Annotated in this window: 17 protein-coding genes and 5 pseudogenes; 14 read left to right on the top strand and 8 right to left on the bottom strand. The window is 43.7% G+C overall.

The window, feature by feature from the left end; translation table 11 throughout:
• The first annotated feature begins 264 nt into the window (after positions 1–264).
• The 13 genes and pseudogenes from DXA05_RS28180 to ant(6) all read left to right on the top strand — a co-directional run bounded on the left by DXA05_RS28180 (position 265) and on the right by ant(6) (position 7,129).
• Positions 265–678, top strand: a complete 414-nt coding sequence (locus DXA05_RS28180) for an Arm DNA-binding domain-containing protein (RefSeq protein ID WP_284515697.1) — start codon at positions 265–267, stop codon at positions 676–678.
• A 41-nt stretch (positions 679–719) separates the two neighbouring features.
• Complete coding sequence (locus DXA05_RS28185; RefSeq protein WP_284515699.1) at positions 720–1,292, top strand: site-specific integrase; 573 nt, start codon at positions 720–722, stop codon at positions 1,290–1,292.
• A 157-nt stretch (positions 1,293–1,449) separates the two neighbouring features.
• Entirely contained in the window at positions 1,450–2,607 is a 1,158-nt protein-coding gene (locus tag DXA05_RS24725) for a site-specific integrase (RefSeq protein ID WP_008666039.1), read from the top strand.
• Between the two features lie 211 nt (positions 2,608–2,818).
• The gene (locus tag DXA05_RS24730; RefSeq protein WP_284515700.1) at positions 2,819–3,046 is read left to right on the top strand and encodes a hypothetical protein; all 228 of its coding nucleotides are present in this window, start codon (positions 2,819–2,821) and stop codon (positions 3,044–3,046) included.
• Positions 2,979–3,121, top strand: a pseudogene (locus DXA05_RS28190) (transposase); the annotation flags it as partial. The gene DXA05_RS24730 and the pseudogene DXA05_RS28190, both read left to right, overlap by 68 nt.
• A gap of 66 nt (positions 3,122–3,187) precedes the next feature.
• Complete coding sequence (gene erm(B), locus DXA05_RS24735) at positions 3,188–3,925, top strand: 23S rRNA (adenine(2058)-N(6))-methyltransferase Erm(B) (protein ID WP_007487729.1); 738 nt, start codon at positions 3,188–3,190, stop codon at positions 3,923–3,925.
• 145 nt (positions 3,926–4,070) lie between these two features.
• Positions 4,071–4,277: pseudogene (locus tag DXA05_RS28510) on the top strand (topoisomerase DNA-binding C4 zinc finger domain-containing protein); the annotation flags it as partial.
• Between the two features lie 42 nt (positions 4,278–4,319).
• Positions 4,320–4,407 (top strand): annotated as a pseudogene (locus tag DXA05_RS28515) (chromosome partitioning protein ParA); the annotation flags it as partial.
• Positions 4,408–4,498: 91 nt separating this feature from the next.
• Positions 4,499–4,714, top strand: coding sequence for a peptide-binding protein (locus tag DXA05_RS24750; protein ID WP_002321610.1), 216 nt, complete (start codon positions 4,499–4,501; stop codon positions 4,712–4,714).
• Between the two features lie 16 nt (positions 4,715–4,730).
• Positions 4,731–5,003, top strand: a complete 273-nt coding sequence (locus DXA05_RS24755; protein ID WP_000301765.1) for an antitoxin — start codon at positions 4,731–4,733, stop codon at positions 5,001–5,003.
• A 1-nt stretch (position 5,004) separates the two neighbouring features.
• Positions 5,005–5,871 carry a methyltransferase domain-containing protein gene (locus DXA05_RS24760; RefSeq protein ID WP_007857419.1) on the top strand — a complete coding sequence of 289 codons (867 nt, stop codon included), beginning with the start codon at positions 5,005–5,007 and terminating at the stop codon, positions 5,869–5,871.
• A 20-nt stretch (positions 5,872–5,891) separates the two neighbouring features.
• Positions 5,892–6,107: an aspartate/glutamate racemase family protein gene (locus tag DXA05_RS24765; RefSeq protein WP_326569838.1), complete on the top strand. Its 216-nt coding sequence runs from the start codon at positions 5,892–5,894 to the stop codon at positions 6,105–6,107.
• A gap of 156 nt (positions 6,108–6,263) precedes the next feature.
• Positions 6,264–7,129, top strand: a pseudogene (gene ant(6) / locus DXA05_RS24770) (aminoglycoside 6-adenylyltransferase).
• A 422-nt stretch (positions 7,130–7,551) separates the two neighbouring features.
• Here the strand turns inward: ant(6) and DXA05_RS24785 are convergent.
• Positions 7,552–8,673, bottom strand: coding sequence for a restriction endonuclease subunit S (locus tag DXA05_RS24785; protein ID WP_008665477.1), 1,122 nt, complete (start codon positions 8,671–8,673; stop codon positions 7,552–7,554).
• A 39-nt stretch (positions 8,674–8,712) separates the two neighbouring features.
• On the opposite strand from DXA05_RS24785, the gene DXA05_RS24790 reads away from it, so the two are divergent.
• A complete protein-coding gene (locus tag DXA05_RS24790; RefSeq protein WP_007487658.1) occupies positions 8,713–9,639 on the top strand; it encodes a site-specific integrase in 927 nt (308 codons plus the stop codon).
• An 11-nt stretch (positions 9,640–9,650) separates the two neighbouring features.
• Here DXA05_RS24790 and DXA05_RS24795 read toward each other — a convergent pair whose 3' ends face one another.
• The 7 genes and pseudogenes from DXA05_RS24795 to DXA05_RS24820 form a co-directional block, all read right to left on the bottom strand.
• On the bottom strand, positions 9,651–10,187 hold the full coding sequence (locus tag DXA05_RS24795) for a hypothetical protein (RefSeq protein WP_008665475.1): 537 nt from the start codon (positions 10,185–10,187) through the stop codon (positions 9,651–9,653).
• Positions 10,188–10,209: 22 nt separating this feature from the next.
• A pseudogene (locus DXA05_RS24800) lies at positions 10,210–11,468 on the bottom strand (relaxase).
• 2 nt (positions 11,469–11,470) lie between these two features.
• Positions 11,471–11,914 carry a hypothetical protein gene (locus DXA05_RS24805; protein ID WP_008665473.1) on the bottom strand — a complete coding sequence of 148 codons (444 nt, stop codon included), beginning with the start codon at positions 11,912–11,914 and terminating at the stop codon, positions 11,471–11,473.
• Positions 11,857–12,105, bottom strand: a complete 249-nt coding sequence (locus DXA05_RS28195) for a hypothetical protein (protein WP_284515698.1) — start codon at positions 12,103–12,105, stop codon at positions 11,857–11,859. Before DXA05_RS28195 ends, DXA05_RS24805 begins: the two co-directional genes overlap by 58 nt.
• An 88-nt stretch (positions 12,106–12,193) precedes the next feature.
• Positions 12,194–12,640 (bottom strand): hypothetical protein, encoded by a 447-nt coding sequence (locus DXA05_RS24810; protein ID WP_007487650.1) that lies wholly within the window; start codon positions 12,638–12,640, stop codon positions 12,194–12,196.
• Between the two features lie 280 nt (positions 12,641–12,920).
• Positions 12,921–13,412, bottom strand: a complete 492-nt coding sequence (locus DXA05_RS24815) for a hypothetical protein (protein ID WP_008665471.1) — start codon at positions 13,410–13,412, stop codon at positions 12,921–12,923.
• Between the two features lie 32 nt (positions 13,413–13,444).
• Positions 13,445–13,777: a helix-turn-helix domain-containing protein gene (locus DXA05_RS24820; RefSeq protein ID WP_007487647.1), complete on the bottom strand. Its 333-nt coding sequence runs from the start codon at positions 13,775–13,777 to the stop codon at positions 13,445–13,447.
• Between the last annotated feature and the right edge of the window lie 485 nt (positions 13,778–14,262).

The following is a 14,262-nucleotide window of genomic DNA, read 5'->3' on the forward strand; positions in this document are numbered from 1 at the left end:
ATCCACCAGTAACCACCAATTACTCCAGATGTGTAAAACCATAGGAAAACATATCTAACGTAATCTGCCAAATAGCACTGATTTATAGTTAATTATGAATAGAGGCCGTTTTTTGATTGGATAGTTATATTTGCCTAATTTGGGATATAAAAGCACGCTTTTTGTCCCGTTTTTGTCCCGCCGTGAATTATCTTTGTTGCGCTTGCAAGTGACTGATATACAATATAGTAACAAATCCAAGAATCGGATAGCACAGAAAAGAAAATGGGACGAAAGAAGAAAGAAATCAAAATCAAGGAGCCTGTCCGCATACGAGAAAAGAGGCTCAACGATGGCAATGTAAGCCTGTATCTCGACATGTACTATCGTGGCGCAAGGAAGAAAGAGGGTCTGAAACTCTACCTCGTGCCTGAAACGGATGCCGCCGCCAAGTTGCAGAACAGGAACACGCGCAAGCTGGCCGAGCAAATCAAGGCGCAACGCATCCTCGACATTCAGGAAAAGGGTCTTGTGAACTGGGAGGACGTGAAAAAGGCACGGATGACGCTCAGCGCATGGGTGGCGAAGTACACCGCCGAGGAAAATGGGCTAAGTCCGGCCAGCATGAGGTCGAAGCGGAACGCACAGGCAAGGGTGGAAGAATACCTATTATATATAGCAAGCCGACCCTCGCCCTAAAAGAGGTTGACAAGGATTTCTGCAAGGGCTTCATCGCCTTTCTGAAAACCTGCACGTTCAACCAAGGCAAAAAGACGTTGAGCAGTACGACCTGCCGCATCTTTATGAACCGCCTTGCCGCTGCGCTGAACAAGGCCGTAAGCGAGGGAATGTTAGACCGCAATCCTTTCAAACTGTTGGAAACAAAGGAGAAGCCGCAGAAGCTGAGCGCCATGCGTGAGTTCCTGACCATTGAGGAACTTCGTCAACTGATGGCCACGCCGTGCCGCTACGACATTGTGAAAAAGGCATTTCTGTTTTCCTGTTTCACCGGGTTACGGTACAGCGACATGATGACCTTGAAATGGAGCGAGATACACACGGCGGCGGACGGGAAGACGCTCTACATCGAGCATCAGCAGGTGAAAACCAAGAACACGGTGACGATACCGCTCTCCAATGAAGCCTTGAAATGGATGCCCCGAAAGTCAAAGGATGACGACCGGGTTTTCCATCAGTTGCGCATCACCTCTACCACGGTGGAAGTAGTGTTGGGCGAATGGATGCAGGAGGCCGGAATACAGAAGCACATCACCTACCATTGTAGCAGGCATACGGCGGCGACCTGTTGCTGACCCTCGGCGCAGACCTCTACACGGTGAGCAAGATACTCGGACACCGAAGCATCCGCATGACCGAAGTCTATGCCAAGATAGTGGATAAGAAGAAAATCGAGACTATGAACCTCGTGAACAATATGTTTGTATAACAAAAATCGAAAGGAAGAATTTTATGAAAGTGGAAATCAAAGTGAGAATGTTGACTGCCGGAAACCGCAGCCTGTATCTGGAATACTACGAAACGGGCTTCCGCAAAAGAGAAAACCTGCACCTGTACCTTGTACCCGATGATGCGCCCAATGCAAGGAAACTCAACGAGCAGACCTACCGAAAGGCGCAGGAGATACAGGCGCAGCGCATCCTTACCCCTCCGTCATTCGAGAAGAAGCAAAAGACGGAAGAAAACGAAGCGGCCAAGACCATGACCTGGCTCCAGTGGTGTGACGACTATGTGCGTTGCGCCATGCTGGACGGGAACTGCCCAAAGATGATACAGCACAAGGACGTTGTGCGCAGACGGATTGAGACTTATTTGAAACGAGCCAAGAAAACGGATGTCCTGCTGAAAGACGTGGATAGGGATTTGGTAAGCGGCCTATTCGGGTATATGCGCAATTACCGCAACCGTAAACAGATAAAGGCAAATGGCGGCAGACTGGCGGCTTACACCCTCGTACTGTTTGAGGAAACGGTAAAGGCCATCTTCAACAAGGCCGTGCGTGACGGACTGATGGCTTCCAATCCCGTTCAGGAACTTACAAGGGAGGAGCGTTTCCATGCGCCGGACAAGCACCGCGAATACCTGACGGCTGACGAACTGAAACGCTTTCTTGCCGTAGAGCCGCAAACCTATATGGAAGAAGTCGTGCAAAGGGCTTTCGGCTTCTCGTGCATGACGGGGCTTAGGCTCGGCGACATGCAACGGCTGCGGTGGAGCGACATCAAGGACGTAAACGGCGTACAAACGGTGTCGGTCATCCAGCACAAGACCAAGCGGCCAGTTGCCGTACCGCTCAATGCGTTGGCTCTATCGTTGCTTCCTCCACGCCCCGAAAACGGAGAGGACGGCATCATCTTCCCGTTGGTGAAGAAGCCCGACAACGTGGCAAAGTACGTGCGCCGCATCAAGGACAAGGCAGGGATAGAAAAGGATTTCACCTATCACAGCAGCCGCCATTCGGCGGCAACGCTGGCGATAACGGCAGGTGCGGAACTCTACTCAGTCAGCAAGATTTTGGGGCATGGCAGCATCGCGTCAACGCAGGTTTACGCAAAGGTGAAAATGGAAAAGAAAGTTGAAGCAATGAACCTGACAAACGGTGTGTTCTAACTTGAATGATAGCCCAAACAGGGGGTTGTTGAAATGACATCCCCCTATATTTGAAGTAGAAGTTGTTTAGGGGGTCGCTAAATCAACGACTCCCTATAATGTTTCATATTTATGGAGAAGAAATCATTTTTGTAAAAACACAACTCGTTGGTTGTGTTTTCTCGAATAATTGTATTACCTTTGCATCCAGACAAGATAAGGTAATCTTTCAATGAATACAACGACAGATAAAATGCCTTGTATGGCTTTGGAAGCCGTAAAGCAGGAAACTGGTGTGAAACAGGATAAAAAGGATTGGGCGGAATATTCACAGTTGATTGCCGCCGCCATGTCAAAACGGATGACGGAACTCGGCTTGACGCAACAGATGCTTGCCGAAAAGATGGATTGTCGAGCGCACTTTCTCATGGCTCGAGAACTTCAGGAGACTGACCATTGACTATGAATACAGGCCGATACGCACGAAGCCATGCTGCATATCGCTGCCATAAAATTATTTTTGAATAAAATTTAAACAGCTTCTTAGTCTATTGAAGTTAAATTAGATGCTAAAAATTTGTAATTAAGAAGGAGTGATTACATGAACAAAAATATAAAATATTCTCAAAACTTTTTAACGAGTGAAAAAGTACTCAACCAAATAATAAAACAATTGAATTTAAAAGAAACCGATACCGTTTACGAAATTGGAACAGGTAAAGGGCATTTAACGACGAAACTGGCTAAAATAAGTAAACAGGTAACGTCTATTGAATTAGACAGTCATCTATTCAACTTATCGTCAGAAAAATTAAAACTGAATACTCGTGTCACTTTAATTCACCAAGATATTCTACAGTTTCAATTCCCTAACAAACAGAGGTATAAAATTGTTGGGAGTATTCCTTACCATTTAAGCACACAAATTATTAAAAAAGTGGTTTTTGAAAGCCATGCGTCTGACATCTATCTGATTGTTGAAGAAGGATTCTACAAGGGTACCTTGGATATTCACCGAACACTAGGGTTGCTCTTGCACACTCAAGTCTCGATTCAGCAATTGCTTAAGCTGCCAGCGGAATGCTTTCATCCTAAACCAAAAGTAAACAGTGTCTTAATAAAACTTACCCGCCATACCACAGATGTTCCAGATAAATATTGGAAGCTATATACGTACTTTGTTTCAAAATGGGTCAATCGAGAATATCGTCAACTGTTTACTAAAAATCAGTTTCATCAAGCAATGAAACACGCCAAAGTAAACAATTTAAGTACCGTTACTTATGAGCAAGTATTGTCTATTTTTAATAGTTATCTATTATTTAACGGGAGGAAATAATTCTATGAGTCGCTTTTGTAAATTTGGAAAGTTACACGTTACTAAAGGGAATGTAGATAAATTATTAGGTATACTACTGACAGCTTCCAAGGAGCTAAAGAGGTCCCTAGCGCCTACGGGGAATTTGTATCGATAAGGGGTACAAATTCCCACTAAGCGCTCGGGACCCCTTGTAGGAAAATGTCCTAAGTGTGGCAACAATATTGTATTAAAAAAATCGTTTTATGGTTGTTCAAATTATCCTGAATGTACCTTCACTTTAGCTGAACATTTTAGAAAGAAAAAACTCACCAAAACAAATGTAAAAGAATTACTAGAGGGAAAAGAAACCCTGGTAAAAGGAATCAAAACGAAAGATAGAAAGTCCTACAATGCCGTTGTAAAAATCGGAGAAAAGGGATATATTGATTTTATCTATGTATGAGAACGTATTTTTTGAAATGCTTGAGCGAATCATTCAATTAGAAAACGAAAAAGAATAGAATCACAAATCACAAGTGATTAATCACAAATCACTTGTGATTTGTGATTGTTGATGATAAAATAAGAGTAAGAAGAAATAGAAAGAAGTGAGTGGTTGTGGGAAATTTAGGCGCACAAAAAGCAAAACGAAATGATACACCAATCAGTGCAAAAAAAGATATTATGGGGGATAAGACGGTTCGTGTTCGTGCTGACTTGCACCATATTATAAAAATCGAAACAGCAAAGAATGGCGGAAACGTAAAAGAAGTTATGGATAAAGCCTTAGAAGAATATATTCGGAAATATTTACCTGACAAACTTTAAAAGGAGTGAAAATGAAATGGCAGTTACTTATGAAAAAACATTTGAAATAGAGATCATTAACGAATTATCGGCAAGCGTTTATAATCGAGTATTAAACTATGTTTTGAATCATGAATTAAATAAAAATGACTCTCAATTATTGGAAGTCAATTTATTAAACCAATTAAAGCTTGCAAAACGTGTAAATCTTTTTGATTATTCTTTAGAAGAATTACAAGCCGTTCATGAGTATTGGCGGTCAATGAATCGCTATTCAAAACAAGTTTTGAATAAAGAGAAAGTGGCTTAATATGGCAAATATAGTCAATTTTACTGACAAACAATTTGAAAATCGCTTAAATGATAATTTAGAAGAATTGGTTCAAGGAAAAAAAGCGGTTGAATCGCCAACCGCTTTTTTACTTGGTGGGCAACCAGGGTCAGGGAAAACGAGTTTGCGATCAGCAATTCTTGAAGAAACACAAGGGAATGTTATTGTCATTGATAAAGAGGGGTTAAAAGCTGCTGGTGAATGGCATCAATTAAAACCTTTGTTTCCTTCGTTAGAAGGAAAATCTGTTCTTGACTTGGGGTGCGGATATGGCTGGCACTGCAAGTTCGCAGAAGAACAAGGAGCTACAAAAATATTAGGGATCGATTTAAGTAAGAAAATGATTGAGGAAGCCCAAAAGCGCAATTCAGGAAATCAAATTGAATATCGTATTAGCGGATTAGAGGAATATGACTATCCAGAAAATGAATGGGATTGTGTTATATCTAATTTAGCTCTGCACTATATAGAGGACATAGTGGAAATATTTCAAAAAGTGTATAGGACATTAAAACCAGGTGGAATTTTTCTTTTTAATATCGAACACCCTGTTTTTACCGCAGGAGTTGGGCAGGATTGGATTTATACAGATGATGGGAAACCGCAATATTGGGCGATTGATAATTACTTTATAACAGGAGAACGAAATACACATTTTTTAGGATGTGATGTAGTAAAACAACATCACACACTTACACAGATTATAATGGGATTGCTGAACAATGGGTTTGAGCTTAAAGTTGTAGAGGAAGCAGAACCGCCTAAAGAGATGATGGATATTCCGGGTATGGAAGATGAACTTCGCCGCCCGATGATGTTACTTGTAAAGGCGATAGCGAAAAAATAATATCTCTATTAGGAAAACTGATATACCCCAATTTAGAGAATGGCATAGTAATTCCTAGTGATAAAGAGAAAATGATTGCACTGGCAAATAAATACATTGAAAAAGAAAATGTAGATGCACTCATTCTCGCCTGTACGGAGCTGCCACTTGCCATAAAGCCCGAAGATGTTAATGTGCCAATCGTGAATACAACCCAAGTACATATCAATGCAATTTACCAATATGCAATTCGATAAAAATAGCAAAGCCAGCCGAGCCAGTCAACGGTCAAGATGAACGGCGCATTTCATGCGCCGCCGTTGACAGCCCCGCCCGTCTTTGCTAAAGGGTAATCAAGGCGGGAAAGCCCTAAAATGGCTTCACACCTATTTCAATAATTGGAGGAGATAAAAATGAGATCAGAAAAGGAAGTTTATGATATTGTTTTGAATTTTGCAAAAACAGACAAACGCATTCGCATGGTTACTTTGGAAGGATCTAGAACAAATACAAATATTCCGCCTGATGATTTTCAGGATTTTGATATTACTTTTTTTGTTACGGATATGGACAGCTTCACAAGTGATGATAAATGGCTAGATATATTTGGTGAAAGGTTGATTCTGCAAAAGCCGGAAGATATGGAATTATTTCCAGCTGTAGAAAAGGGATTTTCATATTTAATGCTGTTTACTGATGATGTTAAGATAGATTTAACTTTGCTGCCGCTGGAACTGATAGACGAGTATTTTACATGGGATAAACTGGTAAAGTTACTGTTGGATAAAGACAACCGTATCGTAAAGCCGCCAATACCAACGGATATAGACTACCACTTGCAGAAGCCTACTCAAAGAATGTTTGACGATTGCTGTAATGAATTTTGGAATACTACAACATATGTAGTAAAGGGCTTATGCCGCAAAGAAATTCTTTTTGCTATTGACCATATGAATGATATAGTACGAAAAGAATTGCTTCGCATGATTTCCTGGCTGATTGGTATCAAACAGGGATTTCATTTCAGTTTGGGAAAAAACTATAAATTTATGAAGCAATATGTCCCAGAGGAATTGTGGGAACGACTTATGTCCACTTATAATATGGATTCCTATCCCCATATGTGGGAATCCTTTGAACAATGTATGGCATTGTTCCGGGAGGTTTCGTCAGAGTGGCATGCCAGTTGGATTACCAGTATCCACTATATGATGAAAAAATCAGTAATTATGTGATTCGGCAAAAGAAAAAATATGGCATTGAAGATGATAACAAATAAAATTTTTTCAATCGAAAAAATTTATTTTGATTATTCAATTTTGAAAAACTGAATACCTCAAAATCAGAAAGAGCGCGGACAAGCACTTTGAGGGATTGGCCGCCTTGTCCACCCATCCAGCGGGGCGGCGGGCGGCGGTCAAGGCCGGGTGTAACCCCGTTCATTTCAGCCTTGACGGTTGCCCGCTGTCCTGCTACTTTTCCGGGAGTGTGGCCACAACTTCGGGACACTTTGTCCACAAGTCGGAGCGTAGGACGAGGGACGGGGGCTTTCATATACCTGCCGCCGTTCTCTGAAAACAGGCCGATTTTTTGCTCATTCCCATTCGCAAAAATTCAGCCTGTTTTCCTGCCGGAGCAAACGGGGCGCAAGAAGCACCGCACCCCGTTTCCCCCGTCAGCCACGCCAGCAGGTATAACACACTACACTTTGCAAGCAAAGTCGTGTGCCAAAGGGGGCACCCCTTTGGAAACCCCGGACAACAAAACAGGCGGTATGCTGCCCTCTCCGGGAGCATACCGCCGTTTGTTGTCAGCAGCCCGTTTCACGGTCTGCGTGTAGTTCCTTGTAAACTGACCTAAGTAGTAGTACAGATAATCCAATAAATCTTTGTCTTTGAGTTGCATTGCAAACATTGCCTGGCTTGTAGTAATAGGTATTTCATTTATAGTTACCAAGCCAACTGATGCGTACATTGACATTATTAAACTATACTTTGGAACTACCCATGCCGAAGAGTTTTCTAATCCACTTTGGCTCAAATGATTTTCTGTGTATCGGACATACTTACCTTGTTTTGTTATATCGTTAATACTCAAGAATGGTATTTCTCCATTATAGTATTCTTTATTTGTGGATGTCGGAGTACCACCAGCCTTGCCTTTTGAGAACAAAGTGTCTAATCTACTCCATCCATTAGGTTCTTGAGCAAATACCTGTTTACTAATCGCAGACTTTAGTTTCTTCAAATCCTCAATGATTTTGTTCTGAGTAGAAATGCGCTCGTTTATCAATCGCAATAAATCAGCTATTTTCTGTTGCTCCTGTAATATGGGGAAATGAAGTTTTACTTTGCTCAACCCATCCTGTCCGATATTAAAATGTTGCGCACCTGCGCCCATCGGAATAACCTTTTTTCTAGCATAAGGACTTGCTAACAGATACCGAAAGAACATAGGATTGTATTCAGCTTTCTTTTTCCCTCGTATTACAAAACCACCAAACACTGCTGGTCGGTCATCCATATAGACATTCGCTCTACCGACATCCTCCAATGTTTCAGAACTTCGTTGGAACAGCATATCACCCTTTTCAACAGCAAATGCCACTTGTTCCTCTGGTGTTATTTCCACAGAAGTTCTGATGCAATCATAAGTAATAAAGTCATTATTCAGAATATCCATAACAGATATGAACTTTATACCACTACCAAATTTATTAGCACTGGGGTTTAATCCGTTCTTGAAATCTAAATATTCAGCTAAATAATGCTCCTCCCACTCCTCCGTAAACTCTGGAAATCTCAAAGCCGGAACTAACCACACTATATTTCTCTAATTATAAGAACCAATTATTTAGAAATCATGATTCATAAAACAGTTAGAGAAATTGCGGCAGCTTGGAAAGAGTACAAGCGGCCTTATGTAAAGCAGTCCACGATGGCGGCTTATGTGTTAATCTTGGAGAACCACGTCCTCCCATATTTCGGGGACGGTGATTCACTCCACGAACAGGCAGTGCAGGCATTCGTCTTGCAAAAGTTAGGAAACGGCCTAAGTGTCAAAACAGTAAAGGACATTCTGATAGTCCTTAAAATGGTGATGAAGTTCGGAGTTAAAAATGAATGGATGACTTACTACGAATGGGATATAAAATACCCCACGACCTCCACCAGCAAGGAACTGGAAGTGCTGTCTGTCGCCAATCACCGAAAGATTCTGAACTACATTCAGAGCCACTTTACCTTTACTGGGTTGGGAATTTATATCAGCCTTAGTACAGGGCTGCGCATTGGAGAAATATGCGCTTTGAAGTGGAGCGACATCAATGTGGCAGATGGAACAATAACGGTCAGTCGCACGATTGAACGCATCTATATCATTGAGGGTGAGAAAAAGCATACGGAGTTGGTCATCAACACACCCAAAACAAAAAACTCCTGCCGCGAAATTCCTATGAGCAAGGAGTTGTTGTCTATGATTAAACCGTTGAAAAAGGTGGTCAATGAAGATTTTTATGTGCTTACTAATGATGAGCGTCCAACAGAACCACGCACGTATCGTAACTATTACAATGGTTTGATGGCGAAGCTCGACATCCCCAAACTGAAATATCACGGTCTGCGGCACAGCTTCGCCACCCGTTGTATTGAAGCCGGATGTGACTATAAAACTGTCAGCGTATTGTTGGGTCATTCAAACATTTCAACTACGCTCAACCTTTACGTCCATCCCAATATGGAACAAAAGAAGCGGTGCATTACCAAAATGTTCAAATCATTGGGAAAGTAAAAGTGTGTAACTCATCTTTTGTATATAGCCCATAAAATTACGGCAAGATAACTTACAGACAAAACTATCACCACGAATATGAGCCACGGTGTAGAAAGCCAAATGCCTTCATTGCTTTGGAGGCGTTTGGCCATTTTCTTACAGTGCTTCTCCAACAGTTCTTCTTCGGTCTTGATATGGTCGGCTGTACATTGATGCACTTTCGCCAGTTCATCGGTACCGATTTTGGCACGGATGACGGTGTGCTGTTCTGCTTTGACAATGGCACGGTTGATGCCGTCCATGATATTGTCCGCACTGTCTTTTGCCGCAACCAAGGCATTGAAGGCAGTTCGTTCACGTTGGACGGTATGCTTCAAACTACCGTGTATGCCGTGCAGTTCTTCCTTGAGCGCATTGATTTCTTTCAGCAGATTGCGAAACTCGATTAGCTGGCAGTTGACTTCCTGAGTCAGTCCGTCAAGTTCCTGCTTATCCTGTTCCAACTCATCTTCGGGTGTATAATTGGCAAGCCTCTCACGGAGTGCTGCCGTATCGGGTTGTTTCATTGCATTTCTGTTTTTTAGTTTTTTATTTACGTTTTATTCCGCCTTTGGAATGTCTGCCGATTCTCTTTGAAGCGGCCTGCGCACATCTACGGGCAAACTCTATCTCATCCTCTTTCGGGTCACGCCCCCATTTCAAGTCAGACTGCGAACCGCCGCCACCGCCGCCCGATGTCACCTCGTAGGGTGATGCTATCAAAGTGAAGTAAGCCATCGCAAGGTTTGCAGGGCTTGCCAGTTGGCCAGTTCCAGATAGTCGAACTCATAGTTGAAGAAGTCAAGCACCTTGTCTGGAAGATAACGCTTATAGGTCTCGCCGTCATATTCAAACTCTGTGGGCTGGTGATTGGATTTATAAGTGGTATAATCCTCGAATATAGGATTACGATGTTGTACAAATGGCTGTGACCTATGTTCCGTACCATTAAGAACGGATGGTTTCGGTGTCGGTACAACTGGCTGTTTGGTTGCCGGACGGACTTGTTGCTCATTGCCGGAATGTAGCTTTTCCCATGTCTGCCTGATGCGTGATGCGGTCAGGTTGCGTCCCTTTCCAAGTTCCGATGCCTTGAATTTCGTGTTGCCTTTAAGAAGCACATAGCCACGAATGACATCTTTCTTATCTTTCCGCAAATATAACTCGTAACCTTTGGCGGCAAGCCTTTCTTGGTAGCCGTCCCATGACCAGTTGTCAAGTTCGCGCAAGACTTCCATGCAGTCGGCACTGACTTTCGGGATGTTGGTTTCGTGTATGTGTTGTGCCGTAGTCCATCCCCTTTGCCGGGCTATCATTTCCGCCGCCCGTTGTGCGCGGAGGTGTATGGCGTGGTCGTTGTTGATGTTCCCGTTTTCGTCCATCCGGCTGACGATGGCATGAAGATGGGGTATTCTGCTGTCGGATTCCTCATGCAGCCAGACGGATGACTTGCTGCCCGATATGTTTGTCTGCTCGGAAACCACCTTGCCGTCCTTGTCTCGGATTTCCTGCATGTCGAAAGCGGCGGCGAAGTCATGCCACAGTTCCCGCCAATCATCCAAAGTGAAGTTTTCGGTATGCTCCATCGCCGGGCTTATCTCCATGCGAATGATATTGTTCTTGATGTTCGGATGGTTCATCGTGGCAAACTTCATTTCCGTAAAAATGCCTGTCGCGTCCATTCCCTGCGGCATGAAGTTGTCGCAGATACGGATTATCCTTTCGGGATGCTTCTTGTTCCTCGATTCACCAGACACATACAGCATTGCCCTAATGCCGTGGGCTACGGCCTTTGCCTTGGCTATCATGCTTAGTCCTCCTTTGCATTTTCGTTTGTTGTTCCTGCCGGATAGCTGTTGGCCGTCTGTGCGGACTGCAAGAAGTCGGTGACACGGTTCGTGACATATGCCACTTTCTCGTACCAGTCAAGCATGGTCGGCTGGTGCCGGAAAAGTTTTACCTTCTCATTGTCGCTCAAACCATGCAGGGCGTTGGCGAAGTTCACCATGTCCGTCCTGCAAGCCGCAAGCTGGCGCAAACCATCCAATTCCGCATCGGAAAGCCTCAATCTTGGCTTATAGCCGAGTGCCCTTGCACGGATGAAGTCGCTGCGGGTCATGCCGCATTGGTTGGCGGTGCTTTTGATTTGTGTAAGCTCCTGTTCCGTGACTTTGGTGACCACCACCTTGTCACGCCTTACAACAGGCTTTTCCTGTTCGGATTGCTGCTTGGAAGTATCTTCTTCATATGCCATAAACAAAAGTTCTTAAAATGGAATAATACGGTATCTACAAAAGGGATGGTGCGAGCCTGCGAGCGGCAAGGACAACGGCTGCCAGACCGTTGCGAGAGTGTCGTGGTAATACCGTCCGAAGGCGGTAATACCTCGCATATCTCGCAACTCAACGCTGACGCTCCACGCCATTCATCCCTTACGTTAGCCATCGGAAAGCCTTATGTGTGCCGGATGATTTGCCGGATTGGAGAACAACGGGAAAGCGGGAAATCAGCCAGTCTGCCCGTTTGCCACCATTTAGAGCGGTTCTATTCTTTCCCTTTGTTTGTGGATGAACGGATTAGAAACTACGCTGCCATCCTTTGTCATCCATTGCAGGAGGCATGGAAAAGTCATCACGGACGCAACCCTTGAACGGGAGGTGTCTATGAGTTCCAGTCTTGCCAGTTCGTCCAACAGGCGGCGGATGCGCTTCCTGCCCATGCTCCATTGTGTTGAAAGCTGTTCTTCGGAATACTGCGCCTGACCGACTGACAGCGTGAGCGGTCTGTAGAAACCTTTGGCCGTACCGTCCGCAAGAGCCATCCTTGCCAAGAGGTCGCCAAACAATGTGAAGTTGCCGATTTTCCTGCCGTTGTCATCGGTTGTTGTTCCGTGCAACCATTGTAGTGCATTGCCCGAAAAGATGAACGCAAAAGTTTCAATCCCTTTCGGGTTCAAGAAACTGTATTTTTCCTTGTCCATAAAATTTTGTTTCTATAAGTGTGATATAAATGTGATGCTTCTGTTGTAAGAATGGAATGAAGCCGTACAAAAGTATGTACGGAATTGACTGTTAGTTTTTCGTTGTTCCCTGCACGGCTTCATCCTTTTGTGTAATGCGCAAGCGTAAAACTGTTTCGCTGATAAGCAACACCCGTTACTAAATGTGTTCCAATCCGAAATAAGGGAAAAAAAGGAACGGGATGCAGCCATATCCATAGTGGATTTTCATCGGTCATTTGAATTTTCCAACCGCATACGGTTACTTTCCTGCGCCACTGATGCCTGTGCTATTGGGGAACGGTTGCCCCGGTGCTGGACGCTTGTCAAGTGAGGAAACGGCTCGGCTGATGTCTGCCGCATCCACGGCGATGGATAGCAACGACCTATTCACCGTTACTAATTGCCGCTTGTCGCAAAACTCCGCTACACGCTCCAATAGTTGAAACGCACGGTTCAACCGATGTGCCTGCGCATTGTCCGCAGTCATCCGTTCGTTGTCCTTTCCGCTGTTGAGATAACGGTTGAGCGCAAGGCGGTCATCCGATGAAATGTTTTCCGCGGTGGTTTTACCGTCTGCAATGGCAATGCCCACACGCAATGCGTCCGCCTCGTAAACACTCAGACTTTCTAAAAACGAGCGGATAGCTTGTACATCCTTTCCGCTTGCCTCACGTTTTCTGTTCTCGTTCTTTTTCTCGATGTGGATGGCCGAAGCTGCTCCGGTCTGTTCCATGTTCTTAGTCTGTTCCATTTTATTTTGATTTTAGTGTGAATAATAATGCTTTACTGCCTTTCGTTCATTTCCATAATCTTGGCGGCTGCTTCCTCCTTGATTTCTTCAACGGACATGGACTTTGCGCCGCGTACCCACTCAATGAGTTTCTTCTTCTCAAAAAAGATGAGTTTTCCGGACGGCTTGAAGTACGGCAGTTGGTTCAAGTGGGTCATCTTGTAAAGGGTGCTTTTGGCAATACCGAGAAAGGTTGCCGCTTCCTCTAAATTCAATATTTCCTTGGCCGCATAGCAAAGGTTCTCCAGTCTGTTCACCCGTTCTTGGAGTTCCGCAATCCTGCGCTCCTGTTCGAGGTTCATTTTTGAGTTTTTGTTTTCCGTCATAATCGTTGTATTTTATTGCCTTGTTAATCAATTTCGGTCGCAAATGTATATGGTTTGATTTGTAATTCAGCTAAAAAAGGACGATATAATTGCCTGCATTATAGCTCTTTAATGATTTGAAAATCAGCGAATTTCATACATTGTACAATATGACGCTTGTCGCATTGTCCGGCTACTGTTCCGTGTCACATTACTTAGGTAACATCCTGATTAGGCATACATTCAGATGCCACAAAAGCGGCAAAGAGCTTGTACACTTTCGATACGCATTGTCCAACGGCAAAGTAATCATAGTGTACAAATGCCGTTAAACAGATTTTAACAGGAATTTTACACCAAATCGAAGATGCAGAGTCCCGATATTTGATGTATCTATCTCAAAATGCCCAATTCCGCAGAAAGTATTGTCTGACAGCATATTTGTAGTAAATTTATGGGTTTATGCTTGGTATTCACGGGACAAAAGCGTACCTTTGTGTCGTGAA

This window comes from Bacteroides sp. AM54-2NS (assembly GCF_003602935.1).
GTDB classification, from domain to species: domain Bacteria; phylum Bacteroidota; class Bacteroidia; order Bacteroidales; family Bacteroidaceae; genus Bacteroides; species Bacteroides xylanisolvens.

Coding starts and splice junctions, on each gene's coding strand:
- DXA05_RS24815 (WP_008665471.1), bottom strand. CDS start 13,412: ATGGAACAGACTAAGAACATGGAACAGACCGGAGCAGCTTCGGCCATC.
- DXA05_RS28180 (WP_284515697.1), top strand. CDS start 265: ATGGGACGAAAGAAGAAAGAAATCAAAATCAAGGAGCCTGTCCGCATA.
- DXA05_RS24730 (WP_284515700.1), top strand. CDS start 2,819: ATGAATACAACGACAGATAAAATGCCTTGTATGGCTTTGGAAGCCGTA.
- DXA05_RS24790 (WP_007487658.1), top strand. CDS start 8,713: ATGATTCATAAAACAGTTAGAGAAATTGCGGCAGCTTGGAAAGAGTAC.
- DXA05_RS28195 (WP_284515698.1), bottom strand. CDS start 12,105: ATGGCTAACGTAAGGGATGAATGGCGTGGAGCGTCAGCGTTGAGTTGC.
- DXA05_RS24810 (WP_007487650.1), bottom strand. CDS start 12,640: ATGGACAAGGAAAAATACAGTTTCTTGAACCCGAAAGGGATTGAAACT.
- DXA05_RS24795 (WP_008665475.1), bottom strand. CDS start 10,187: ATGAAACAACCCGATACGGCAGCACTCCGTGAGAGGCTTGCCAATTAT.
- DXA05_RS24760 (WP_007857419.1), top strand. CDS start 5,005: ATGGCAAATATAGTCAATTTTACTGACAAACAATTTGAAAATCGCTTA.
- DXA05_RS24755 (WP_000301765.1), top strand. CDS start 4,731: ATGGCAGTTACTTATGAAAAAACATTTGAAATAGAGATCATTAACGAA.
- DXA05_RS24805 (WP_008665473.1), bottom strand. CDS start 11,914: ATGGCATATGAAGAAGATACTTCCAAGCAGCAATCCGAACAGGAAAAG.
- DXA05_RS24725 (WP_008666039.1), top strand. CDS start 1,450: ATGAAAGTGGAAATCAAAGTGAGAATGTTGACTGCCGGAAACCGCAGC.
- DXA05_RS24820 (WP_007487647.1), bottom strand. CDS start 13,777: ATGACGGAAAACAAAAACTCAAAAATGAACCTCGAACAGGAGCGCAGG.